Origin of the sequence: Anatilimnocola aquadivae, assembly GCF_049819085.1 — a bacterium.
GTDB lineage: Bacteria > Planctomycetota > Planctomycetia > Pirellulales > Pirellulaceae > Anatilimnocola.
The window spans coordinates 4,074,015-4,086,952 of sequence record NZ_CP187419.1; the positions used below are offsets into that span (position 1 = coordinate 4,074,015).

Consider the following 12,938-nt stretch of genomic DNA (forward strand, 5'->3'; position numbering starts at 1 on the left):
GGTGTGATAAATCGAGGGAGCGGCAGGTCAGTGCACTCTATGTGCCAAGTCAACATTCGGGCACCCTGTCAGGGTACGTTTGCCGACATTCGCCTTATCGACACCGGTGCAAATCGCTCTGCTGATGTTGTCGCCGTCGAAAGGTCGTGATTACAATGGCGACGAATCGAATGTCTCGCAGGGACTGCGAGTTACGTCCGCTCAACTGGACGAAGCTGCGCGACCCTGGAGTTCCCTTGTGAATCTGCTTTGCCTGCCGTTGTTTTTCTTCAACAACATTCGGCCGATTCACTGTCAAGCAAGTTACTCCGCGAGCCGGTTCTTCGATTCTGTCGTTCCGAACTGCCTTCCCCTCGATTGCATGCGAACGATCCAGCCCAACGTCGGCTAGTTCCTCGTCCGCGGGTAATTTTCCAAGATACACTTCAAAGCCATCGCTACCTAATCAAGGATCGTTACATGGTTGCTTCTCTCGATACGCAAGCCATCGACCTGCCCGTGCTGCTGAATGCGATGAGTGCTTTGAAGCGAGGAGATTTCTCGGTTCGCTTGCCACACGATTGGACCGGAGCGGCAGGCAAGGTCGCTGATGCCTTTAACGAGGTCATCGAGCTCAACGAGCGGATGGCGCGGGAGCTGGAACGCCTCGGCCGCGTCGTTGGCAAAGAAGGCAAGCTCACGCAGCGAGCTTCGCTCGGTGATGTGCGCGGCAGTTGGGCCGCTTCGATTGATTCGGTGAACGACCTCATTGGCGACCTTGTGCGCCCAACTCGCGAAACGGCTCGCGTGATCGGCGCCGTGGCCCAAGGTGACTTGTCGCAAACCATGACGCTCGAGCTTGATGACCGGCCTTTGCAGGGTGAGTTCTTGGGCACGGCCAAGACCATTAACAAAATGGTGGATCAGCTCAGCTCGTTCGCTTCCGAAGTGACGCGCGTGGCTCGCGAGGTGGGTACCGAAGGCGAACTGGGTGGTCAGGCTCAAGTGAAGAACGTCGCCGGAACCTGGAAGGACCTTACCGACTCGGTGAACTCGATGGCCCGTAACTTGACCGGCCAGGTCCGTAACATCGCCGAAGTGACGACGGCCGTGGCCAATGGTGACTTGTCGAAGAAGATCACGGTCGACGTGAAGGGCGAATTTCTCGAACTGAAGAACACCATCAATACGATGGTGGATCAACTTCGCTCGTTCGCTTCGGAAGTGACGCGCGTGGCTCGCGAAGTGGGTACCGAAGGTCAGCTCGGTGGCCAAGCGAAGGTGGAAGGCGTTTCCGGTACCTGGAAGGATCTCACCGACTCGGTGAACTCCATGGCCAGCAATTTGACGGGGCAGGTGCGCAATATTGCGAACGTGACGACGGCCGTTGCCAAGGGAGACCTTTCCAAGAAGATCACCGTCGACGTGAAGGGCGAATTTGGCGAGTTGAGCAATACCATTAATACGATGGTCGATCAGCTGAGCTCGTTCGCATCGGAAGTGACCCGCGTGGCGCGCGAAGTGGGTACCGAAGGTCAGCTCGGTGGTCAGGCGAAGGTGGAAGGCGTCTCCGGCACATGGAAAGATCTCACTGACTCGGTCAACTCGATGGCCGGTAACCTCACCGGTCAGGTCCGTAACATCGCGGCAGTAACCACAGCCGTTGCCAATGGTGACTTGTCGAAAAAGATCACCGTGGACGTGAAGGGCGAAATTCTCGAGCTGAAGAACACGATCAATACGATGGTCGATCAGCTGAGCTCGTTCGCGGCAGAAGTGACTCGTGTGGCTCGCGAAGTGGGTACCGAAGGTAAGCTCGGTGGGCAAGCCAAAGTAGAAGGTGTTTCCGGTACGTGGAAAGATCTTACCGACTCGGTGAACTCGATGGCCGGTAACTTGACCGGCCAGGTGCGTAACATCGCGGCAGTGACGACCGCTGTGGCGAACGGTGACTTGTCCAAGAAGATCACCGTGGATGTGAAAGGTGAAATCCTCGAACTGAAGAACACCATCAATACGATGGTGGATCAGCTGAGCTCGTTTGCTTCGGAAGTGACTCGCGTGGCCCGCGAAGTGGGCAGCGAAGGAAAACTCGGCGGTCAGGCTCAGGTGCGTGGCGTCGCCGGTACTTGGAAGGATCTCACCGACTCGGTAAACGGCATGGCCGGTAACCTGACGGCTCAGGTGCGTAACATTGCCGAAGTGACGACGGCGGTGGCCAACGGCGACTTATCGAAGAAGATCACGGTGGACGTGAAGGGCGAGTTCCTCGAACTGAAGAACACCATCAATACGATGGTGGATCAACTCCGCTCGTTTGCTTCGGAAGTGACCCGCGTGGCTCGCGAAGTGGGCACCGAAGGAAAACTGGGCGGCCAAGCTCAGGTGGAAGGTGTGTCGGGCACCTGGAAGGATCTCACCGACAGCGTGAATTCGATGGCCGGTAACCTGACGGCTCAGGTGCGTAACATCGCCGCAGTGACCACAGCTGTGGCCAATGGTGACTTGTCGAAGAAGATCACGGTCGATGTGAAAGGCGAGATTCTCGAGCTGAAGAACACCATCAATACGATGGTCGATCAGCTTCGCTCGTTTGCATCGGAAGTGACTCGCGTGGCTCGCGAAGTGGGCACCGAAGGTCAGCTCGGTGGTCAGGCCAAGGTCGAAGGTGTTTCCGGTACCTGGAAGGACCTCACCGACAGCGTGAATTTCATGGCGAGCAACCTCACGGGGCAAGTGCGTAACATCGCGGCGGTGACCACGGCTGTGGCGACAGGTGACTTGTCGAAGAAGATTACGGTCGACGTGAAGGGCGAGTTCCTCGAGCTGAGTAATACGATCAATACGATGGTCGATCAACTTGGCTCGTTTGCTGCGGAAGTGACTCGCGTGGCTCGCGAAGTGGGCACCGAAGGCAAGCTCGGCGGTCAGGCTCAGGTGAAGGGTGTATCGGGTACATGGAAGGACTTGACCGACAACGTGAACTCGATGGCCGGCAACTTGACCAGCCAGGTGCGCGGTATCGCGAAGGTCGTTACGGCGGTGGCCAACGGTGACTTGAAGCAGAAGCTCACCGTAGAAGCGAAGGGCGAAATTGCGGCACTCGCCGATACGATCAACTCGATGATCGAAACGCTCGCGACGTTCGCCGACCAGGTGACCACCGTGGCTCGCGAAGTCGGTGTCGAAGGCAAGCTTGGCGGCCAGGCGAAGGTGCCGGGTGCTGCTGGTACCTGGAAGATGCTCACCGAGAACGTGAATCAGCTGGCGGCGAACCTTACGACGCAGGTGCGAGCCATCGCCGAAGTGGCCACCGCAGTGACCAAGGGTGACTTGACCCGGTCGATCACCGTGGAAGCCCTCGGTGAAGTAGCGGCTCTCAAAGACAACATCAACGAGATGATTCGTAACCTGAAAGACACCACGCTCAAGAACAGCGAACAGGACTGGTTGAAAACGAACCTGGCAAAGTTTAGCCGCATGCTTCAGGGTCAACGCGACTTGACCACGGTGGGTCGTATGATTCTGTCGGAACTGGTGCCCGTGGTAGGTGCCCAGCAAGCGGTCTTCTACGTGCACGAGAATGTTGACGATACGCCGCAACTCACGCTACTCGCCAGCTACGCCGATCGTGGCCAGGACTCACTCGGCAAGCGAATTGGCATCGGCGAAGGCCTGACTGGCCAATGTGCGCTCGAAAAGCAGAAGATCCTCGTTACGAATTGCCCACCAAACTATTTCCAGGTCTCATCGGCCCTCGGCGTGGCCGCTCCGAAGAGCATCATCGTGCTGCCGGTGATCTTTGAAGGCGAATTAAAGGGAGTGCTGGAACTCGCTTCGTTCGAACGCTTCAATCCCACGCACCAGGCGTTTCTCGATCAGCTCACCGAGTCGATTGGCATCGTGCTCAATACGATCGAAGCAAACATGCGTACGGAAGGCCTTTTGAAGCAATCGCAGTCACTGGCTCAAGAACTTCAAAGCCGGCAAGAGGAGTTGCAGAACACGAATCAGGAGTTGGAAGAAAAGGCAGGTCTGCTCGCGCATCAAAACCAGGAAGTGGAACGCAAGAATCGCGAAGTAGAACAAGCGAGGCAGGCTTTGGAAGAGAAGGCCAAGCAGTTAGCGCTCACCTCGAAGTACAAGTCCGAGTTTCTCGCGAACATGTCGCACGAGTTACGGACGCCCCTTAACAGCTTGCTCATTCTCTCTGACCAGTTGAGTAAGAATACGGAGAAGAATCTGACCTCTCGGCAAATGGAGTTCGCCAAAACGATTCATTCCAGCGGTAACGATCTGCTGATGCTGATTAACGACATTCTCGATCTCTCGAAGATCGAATCGGGCACGGTCATGGTCGATGTGGGCGAACTGCGTCTTAGCGATCTGAACAGCTATGTGGAACGGACATTCCGCCATGTCGCCGAAGCTAAAGAAGTTGGATTCAGCATTGAGCTTGATTCGCAGTTGCCAAAGACGATGCTCACCGACGCCAAGCGGTTGCAGCAAGTCATCAAAAATCTGCTTTCCAACGCATTCAAGTTTACGCATCAAGGTCGCGTCAAACTGACGGTGAAGCCCATCGCATCAGGCTGGAATACCGAGAACGACGTGCTCAATCATGCGTCTGGTGTTCTGGCGTTTGTGGTGACCGATACGGGCATCGGCATTTCGTCCGATAAGCAGCAGATCATCTTCGAGGCGTTTCAACAGGCCGACGGCAGCACCAGTCGCAAGTACGGCGGCACGGGTCTCGGTTTGGCCATCAGCCGTGAACTGTCGCGATTGCTGGGCGGTGAGATTCGCCTCACCAGCATTCCTGGCAAGGGAAGTACCTTCACGCTCTTCCTGCCGCAAGCGTTCGTCCCTCAGAAGATCTCGCGCAAGGCAGCGCCCGAGCGCTTGCCCGACGACGCCGCTCAGGCACATGCCAACGCGATGCAGGCACAGCGCGAACATGTTGCCGAGTTGGAAGAACCCGAAGTCTCGCAGTTGGTGAACGAAGTGGGCGACGATCGGAATTCGATCCAGCCCGACGATGCAGTGATTCTGATTGTCGAAAACGATCTCAATTTCGCCAAGCTGCTATTGCAATCGGCCCACGATCGCGGCTTCAAGGGGCTTGTAACCTCGATGGGTGCAGCGGCGTTGACGATGGCGAGGGAGTATCGCCCCACAGCGATGACGCTCGATATCTGCTTGCCCGATATTGATGGCTGGCGCGTGCTCGAGCGACTCAAGAACGATGCCAACATTCGCCACATTCCCGTGTGGATCGTCTCGACCGAAGAGATGCGCGAGCAAGCTCTCACCAGCGGTGCCGTCGACTTCCTGACGAAGCCCATTCGTACCCAAGACGACCTTGATCAATTCATGGATGCAGCGAGTGAGTTCACGCGACCACGCAATCGTCGCATTTTGCTGGTCGAGGCGAAGGGGCGCGATGAAGTGCGCCCCTTGATTGAGCAAGAAGACTTGCAGGTCGAACAAGTCAATTCGAATCGCCAAGCGTTGGCAGCACTCAAAAAGGGCCAGTTCGACTGCCTCATTTTGAATGCCGAGGTGAATGATATTTCGTTGACAGATCTGGCTACTCAAGTGGCTCGGATTCCCGCAATTGCCAGATTGCCGATAATCTACCGGACCGATGTTGTTCCCTCGGCTGAGAACCAGGTAGCACTCAAGGACCTGGCCAAGAACCGCGTTGTGCGTTCAGCTTTTTCCGCAGATCTGTTGTTCGACCAGGTGGCTGCGACGCTGCACTATCCACTAGCCAAACTGGCCCCGGACAAACGCGAACTACTGCGAAATCTGCACGATTCCGATGGTGTGCTCGAAGGTCGGAAAGTGCTAATTGTCGACGACGATATTCGCAACATCTTCGCACTGTCCAGCGTGCTCGAATGGCGCAACATGCAGATCTATTCGGCTGAGACCGGTAGCGATGCAATCAAAGTACTGCAGAACAATGCCGACATTGACATCGTCTTGATGGACATCATGATGCCCGAGATGGATGGCTACGAAACGATGCGCGCGATCCGCCAGATTCCCCATCTGAAGAATCTGCCGATCATCGCCGTTACCGCTAAGGCCATGAAGGGAGATCGCGAGAAGTGTATCGAAGCTGGGGCTTGGGATTACCTCGCCAAACCGGTAGACTCGGAACAGATGTTAGCGGTGATGCGCGCTTGGCTCCGCCGGGGCGAACAGAGCGGAGAAGTGGTCGAAGCACGTGCAGCGACATAGTCGCCAGTTGATAAGGTCGTTCATGACGAAGGTTACCTCCGACGCGCAAACGGGCACGCCCGGCGAGAAAGTGAACGTGCTGATCGTTGACGATCAGCCCGATAAACTTCTATCGCTCGAAGCGGCCCTGACGAGTCTGGGCGAGAACATCGTCCTGGCAAAGTCGGGACGGGATGCGCTTCGCCGCCTGCTGGAATACGACTTTGCAGTCATTCTGCTCGACGTCAACATGCCTGACATGGACGGTTTCGATACCGCTGCCATGATCCGCCAGCATCGTCGCTGCACGCACACACCGATCATCTTCGTCACCGCCTTTGGCGACGACATGCATACCGCGCAAGGCTACTCGCTGGGCGCCGTCGATTACATCCTGTCCCCGATCGTGCCCGACATTCTCCGCACCAAGGTGCGAGTGTTCGTCGATCTGTTTCGCAAGTCGCAAGCCATTGAGCGGCATGCCGAAGAACGAGTGATTCTCGCGCGTGAACAGGCAGCCAGATCCGCCGTCGAAGATTCGAATCGGCAGCTGAACTTTCTCTCGGAAGCTTCGGCCGCCATGACTCGGCACCTGAGCACCGATGCCACGATCGCGGAAACGAACCGAGTGGCGGTTCCCTTCCTGGCCGATTTCAGCTTGATTGCCTTGCTCGACGAGCAGCAACAGTTGGGTAAGTGCGACGCCGCTTGGACCACACCTCTTGGCAACATTACGTCGGTGCGCGACGAACTGTGGGTTCGCTTGCCCGCAGCGCTGCGTAGCACGATCAAGCAGTCGATCGAACATGGGCAAGTGAAACTGGGCCCGGCGGCATTCACGAAAGCGATAAGTATCTCTCTGAGCGACTATACCGCTGACGCCGGCTCCCTCAGCGACGATCAGCAAGTGTTTGCTGTCGTGCCGCTCAGTGCCCGCGGCAGAACTATCGGTGCCTTGGTGCTCGCCAGTAAGTCGCTGGCCGGAGTCTCGGCGATCGGACAGCTGCGGCTGGTCGAAGATTTTGCCAGCCGAGCCAGCATCGCCATCGACAACGCTCGCCTCTACGAGAATGTGCGGGAACACGACCGCCGCAAAGATCACTTTCTGGCGATGCTGGGGCACGAGCTGCGCAATCCACTCGCGCCCATTCGCAACGCGGTCGAGATTCTGCGTTGGTCTGACAAAGAAGGCGAAAAATCGGCAGATCCGCAGGCGACTCAGGCCCGCGAGATGATCGAACGGCAAGTGGCGCACATGACTCGACTCATCGACGACTTGCTCGACGTTTCGCGCATCGCCAGCGGCAAAATCCAGCTCCGTAAAGAACGCTGCAATCTGACGAAGATCGTGCAAGAGACCGCGGAGGATTACCGCGCAATTGTGGAACAAGGCGGTCTGAAACTCGCACTGCAGTTGCCCTCGCAATCGCTCTGGGTGCAGGGAGACAAAACCCGCATGAGCCAAATTGTCGGCAACCTGCTGCACAACGCGCACAAGTTCACCGACGAAGGTGGCGAGATCGCAGTTCAATTGCTGCCAGAAGCTGATTGCCGGACGGCGCTGCTGACCATCCGCGATTCCGGTATCGGCATGGATCGCGAAACACTCAACTCCGTGTTCGATGCTTTCTCGCAAGCCGATCGCTCGCTCGAACGGAGTCGTGGTGGCTTGGGACTGGGCCTCGCACTCGTCAAAGGTCTGGTGGAACTGCACGGTGGCACGGTCTGTGTGAGTAGTGAAGGTCTCGGCCGCGGTACCGAGTTTCGCGTGCAACTGTTCTTGGATGCGACGGCCGCCGCAGCGGCTCAGCCTGCGGCGCGAACGCCCGCGAAGGGCAAGTCGTGCCGGATTCTGATCATCGAAGACAACCTCGATGGCGCCGAGAGCATGCGGTTGCTGCTGCGGCATCTGGGCCATGAGGTGAAGGTGGCTCACACCGGCCCAAGCGGCGTGGTCACTGCAGCCGAATGGTTGCCAGAAGTAGTCCTCTGCGATATCGGCTTGCCAGGTGGCATGGATGGCTATGGCGTCGCTCGGGCACTGCGCGAAGACAGTCAACTCGATGGCCTCCTGCTGATTGCACTTACGGGCTACGGGCGTGATGAAGACCAACGCCTCGCGAAAGAAGCCGGCTTCGACCATCACATGACCAAGCCCGTCGATTTCTCCGTGCTGCAGCGTACGCTCACCTCGTTCCGCAGCTTGGTCTCTTAGGCGGCCAGACCAACGCGCGAACTAAGCTTGCCAGCACTGCTGGCAAGCCGCCACGTGTCGCATTCTCGCCAGGTGAATTTCTAACATTGGATTACAATTTGGCAGGCTGTAGCGATTGTAGCGTTTATCCGGCCGATAAGACTTGCTATCGAGTAGCCCCAGCGGGCTCGAAATTGTTCCCTCCTGGCGAGACAGCCGTATGCGTCGCTTCTTCATCGTCCCAGCGGTCGTCACGCTAGCATTTGGCTTGCTCCTGACCTCTGCTTTCGGGCAAGCGAACGATGGACCGCCCCCAGCGGGGCCCTATCAAGTTCCCGTTCCCGATTTCCAGGCGTTGCCGAATCCAGCGCCTTCGTCGGGCGATCAGCCGCCTCCGGCCGCTTATCAACCGCCGGTTACCGTAGAAGCGCTGGCCGAGATGGCGATGAATAGCAATTACGGCATGACCGAGGCGCTCGCACCGCCAGGCGATGCTACTGCGCGTATCGCGGCCCTCGAGAAGGAGATGGAAGCACTCAAGGCAGCTTCGAAGAAGCTGCCCAATGTCACCATCAACGGCATCGTGCAAGCGGACGCGGTGATGTTCAGCCAGGATGCCGCCAGCCGCGCGACGTTCGACCCCATTCAAGGCGGCCCGATCCAAAACGGTGCCGACTTCCGCCGTGTTCGCTTGAGTGCGAAAGGGGCCGTAGCGGAGAACATGAACTACTTCGTGCAAATGGATTTTGGCTTCTTCGGCCGTCCGACGTTTACCGACGTTTGGATGGAATGGACGAACCTGCCCGTGTTCGGCACAGTCCGCGTCGGTCAATGGAAGCAACCCTTCAGCTTGGAAGTAGTCAGCAGTTTTCGCTACACCACATTCATGGAACGATCGTCCCTGTTTCAGCCCTTCACCCCGTTTCGCCACATCGGCATTGGCTTTTACAACAACTCGGAAGACCTGAATTGGACCTGGGCCGCTTCGCTGTTCCGGACGGGGCAAGATCAGTTCGGCGGTTCGCTGAGCACCGACGGCGGCAATGGCGTAGCAGGTCGTTTGACGCACCTGCTGTGGTACGACGAACCGGCCGATGGTCGCTACTACTGCCACTTGGGCGGATCGTACTACTACAATTCGCCGCCTCACGATATCGTTCGCTTCCGCTCCATTCCCGAGATCTTCGTCGGCGAATTCGCCCCCGGTGCAGTTGGCACCAGCGGTCAAGCTGTTCCCGGTGCGTTCAACGGCACTCCGTTCTTCGTCGATACCCTGCCTCTGATGGCGCAGAATGTAAACACCTTTGGCGTCGAAAATCTGACCGTCCACGGAGCGTTCTCGTTCCAGGCCGAAGCGATGGCAGCCATCGTCGATCGTACGGCCGGTGGCACGGCAACCCTCAGCGGTGCTTACATGCAGGCGGGTTACTTTCTCACCGGTGAACATCGTCCTTACGATCGCAAGGCGGGTGCCATCGACCGGGTGAAGCCTTTCGAAGACTTCTTCTGGGTGAATACTCAAGATGGTGGCACCTGCACCGGTCTTGGTGCTTGGGAAATCGCCGCTCGTTGGTCCTACATCGACCTGACCGATGGCACCGTCAACGGTGGCGACATGAGTAACCTTACTGCCGGCGTCAACTGGTACTGCAATCCGTATTGCAAAGTGGTGTTTAACTACATCCACAGCTGGCTCGACTCCCGCACGGGCATTCAAAGCGAAACCAGCGCCTACGGCTTGCGAGCTCAGGTCGATTTCTAAATCTCGCAGTGGAAGCAGCTTGGCCCATCTACTCACCCCTAAACGTCCAAAAAACCGAGGGGTTATTGGACAGACTCGGGTTCTCGTTTTTTGCCGAAAGTTGCTCTAGCGACTGCACTTGCGTTCGTTTGGCCGATTTTGCGATGCGTCCCTTTTGTCCAACAACCGCCCTGGTTTTTGGACAGCACACCAAAAGCGATGCCAACTCGCGTGTCGCCAAGAACGACGCCAACACGACCGTCGATTTCGGTCTGCGCTACAAAACAACCAGGCTGTCAGAGAACGTACCTGCATTGTCGACAGTGGCTGATCGCTTGTCAATGATGTATATGTCTATTATTTCAATAGAGATCACGACATTCGATATGACTGCTAATCAATCGTCTGGCCATAGAGCCTGACGATGTCGCCAACGAACGCTTGCTGCCTATCTGGAACCGCCCCTCGCCAACGCTGCAGAAAGTCGGCGAACGATTCTTCCTTGGGTGCTGGCTGAGCATTCAGCCAACGGATCGCTTCCCAGCGTGCGGGTTCTTCTTCGAAGTAGCCGAGCAGTACGACCGCCATCGCGCCATTCAACTCTCGATTGGTCGCGTTCTTGCGAAGTTCCGCCTCATGCTCGCGATAAAAGGCAGGCATCCCGCCGCGGTAAATCTCCCGGACGTGCTTCCGCTCGCGAATGACGTTATCGGCATAATCGCGCAGGCTATCGCGATAGTTCGACCAGTGTTTGTAAGGAGGCTGGTCCTTCCAGTCGCGCGTCATACCCCGCAACGTATAGAGCGAGGCTGTTTCGCACAGGGTCTCTTCGAACCAGCGGTTGCTGCGATACCCCTCGCGAAAGCCGCACAGCACGTGACAGAATTCGTGCCCGAACTGGTAGGCATACTGCGACCAAAACGAGTTGCGCGTATCGAGCTTGAGCACGATCTCGCGGCGGTCGTTGCGCTGGTAAAGCGTGATCGGCCCCGCCTTGCCGCGAGTGACGACAAAAGGCTCCAAATCGTAGCCCGGAAACAACGGCCACAGCTGCTTCGCGGCGGAATCGCAGACCGCGCGAATGTCCGCTTCGCTCGCTTCAAAGTCCGTGGCATCCACGCGGTACTGGGGAACCGCGATGTCCTTCGTGCTCTTGGGCTGTTGAGCGAGCGCCGAGTTGGCTGCGAACACGAGCAAGATCAGCAGGGCAACGGCGAGGCGAATCATCGGCAGGAACTTTCGTCGCAACGATGGATTGAGGACGAGTGTCGCCCCAGTCTAGCCTGGGCAACGGACCGGACGAAAGCGTTTGCAATGGAAGCGAGAGAGGAGAAAATGTGGCTCGCTGGCAAATCCATTCCGCTAGGGCGAGATGAAACGTATGACGATTCAGATTGGTAAGGTGGTGGTCGGCGGAGGGGTTTATTGTTCCCGTCGCAACGGTGTTCTGGTGCTGCTCGACTTTGGCGGCGACATTGGCATCCGGCTGGAACTCGCCGGTAATCCGAGCGTTGAATTGGCCGGGCGGCGAGTCGAATTTACCACCGCAGACCGCCCAGCCGATGCTGAAGAGTTCCGCGCGGCCGCCGACGCCTTAGAATTTTTCCAAATCGGCGTTGTCGGTGCCATCGACTTACGGAATGTCGCGGGACGCCCGTGTCTGCACGTGGAATGGTTCGGCCAAAATGGCCACATCGTGGCTGAGATTCTCGACCCGGTAATTACCGACCAATCGGTTGCGGCCAAAAGTGATGATGATCCAGCAGGCGCCTCTCGAGACGACGAAGACGAAGCAAATCTCCCCCTGGTCGACGAAAGTGGTGACGACCCTTACCAGTTGTTTCCCGCCGATCTGCCGACGCACTTGCTGCAAGCCGGTTTCGCAGCAGAGGATGCTGAACAGGTTGTTCCACCCGCTGCCGACGAGCGCCCGCAGCGCCGCAGTTGGGACGAGGTGATTCCTGGCCTCGATCCCGAGACCAAGCGGATGTATGACGAATGGGACGAGATCGTCGATGGCGCGAAGGACGAGCCACTTGTGATGCAGTTCGATCCTCCCATCTCCTTGAAAAAGCCGGCAGCGATTACCACCGAAGCCGAGGCAGAGACGGCGCTACGAACGCTGCTCGCGAGCCTGGCCTTGCACAGCGTGGCAATCGATATCTGCGAGCATTTTGAACCGCTCGCGACGTATCGCTGGTTGCTGGAAGAAATCTTGCCCAAAGCGCAGATACATCCACGCTTGGGCAAAACGGGCTTCGTGAAGCACTACTGCACGTATGAATCGTGCAAGCAGTGCAATGAAGATTTTGAAGCCAATGAATAAGGGTTGCTTCAAACTTACAGTTTGAAGTCGAGTGTGGGCTTGCTTGGATCGACCTCGGCACTCAATTCCGATTTCGAGTTGTACTTTTCGGGAATGTACATTTCGATCAACGGATTCTTCTGGCCGGGGTTCGACGTGTCGAACTTGCCTGGAACTTCTCGATAGGCAGTGACCTTCACCTGGCTCGCACCGGGCGGCACTTCGCAAACGTACTTCCCTTGCTCGATCTTGCCCGCTACTGCGGGAACCTTCGAGTCGGCGGGCACAAAGATGATTTCGCCGTTCTCAATGGGCTTGTCCTGGAAGGTCACATTGCCGGCGACCTTTACTGCCGAGCTGCCGCCGCAACCAGCCAGGCTCAGGATGCTCAGTGCGGCCACGGTAAGCAGGCCCAGCGAAATGTTGCTACGTCGAACGATACGCATATTTTCCTCAGTCTTGGTGAATGAACCAGATCAACCAGCGCGGGC

General features: G+C 57.3%; 6 protein-coding genes. 4 read left to right on the forward strand and 2 right to left on the reverse strand.

Going from position 1 to position 12,938, the window contains the following annotated elements; genetic code table 11:
- Positions 1-459: 459 nt before the first annotated feature.
- The 3 genes from NA78x_RS16230 to NA78x_RS16240 all read left to right on the forward strand — a co-directional run bounded on the left by NA78x_RS16230 (position 460) and on the right by NA78x_RS16240 (position 10,163).
- Positions 460-6,228: a HAMP domain-containing protein gene (locus NA78x_RS16230; protein WP_425613413.1), complete on the forward strand. Its 5,769-nt coding sequence runs from the start codon at positions 460-462 to the stop codon at positions 6,226-6,228.
- A 22-nt stretch (positions 6,229-6,250) separates the two neighbouring features.
- Positions 6,251-8,422 (forward strand): response regulator, encoded by a 2,172-nt coding sequence (locus tag NA78x_RS16235; protein ID WP_425613414.1) that lies wholly within the window; start codon positions 6,251-6,253, stop codon positions 8,420-8,422.
- Between the two features lie 199 nt (positions 8,423-8,621).
- On the forward strand, positions 8,622-10,163 hold the full coding sequence (locus NA78x_RS16240) for an OprO/OprP family phosphate-selective porin (RefSeq protein WP_425613415.1): 1,542 nt from the start codon (positions 8,622-8,624) through the stop codon (positions 10,161-10,163).
- 372 nt (positions 10,164-10,535) lie between these two features.
- Here the strand turns inward: NA78x_RS16240 and NA78x_RS16245 are convergent, their stop codons facing one another.
- Complete coding sequence (locus NA78x_RS16245; protein ID WP_425613416.1) at positions 10,536-11,369, reverse strand: hypothetical protein; 834 nt, start codon at positions 11,367-11,369, stop codon at positions 10,536-10,538.
- A gap of 154 nt (positions 11,370-11,523) precedes the next feature.
- On the opposite strand from NA78x_RS16245, the gene NA78x_RS16250 reads away from it, so the two are divergent.
- On the forward strand, positions 11,524-12,468 hold the full coding sequence (locus NA78x_RS16250; RefSeq protein WP_425613417.1) for a hypothetical protein: 945 nt from the start codon (positions 11,524-11,526) through the stop codon (positions 12,466-12,468).
- A 14-nt stretch (positions 12,469-12,482) separates the two neighbouring features.
- On the opposite strand, the gene NA78x_RS16255 is transcribed toward NA78x_RS16250, so the two are convergent.
- Positions 12,483-12,893, reverse strand: coding sequence for a hypothetical protein (locus NA78x_RS16255; RefSeq protein ID WP_425613418.1), 411 nt, complete (start codon positions 12,891-12,893; stop codon positions 12,483-12,485).
- Positions 12,894-12,938: the final 45 nt, after the last annotated feature.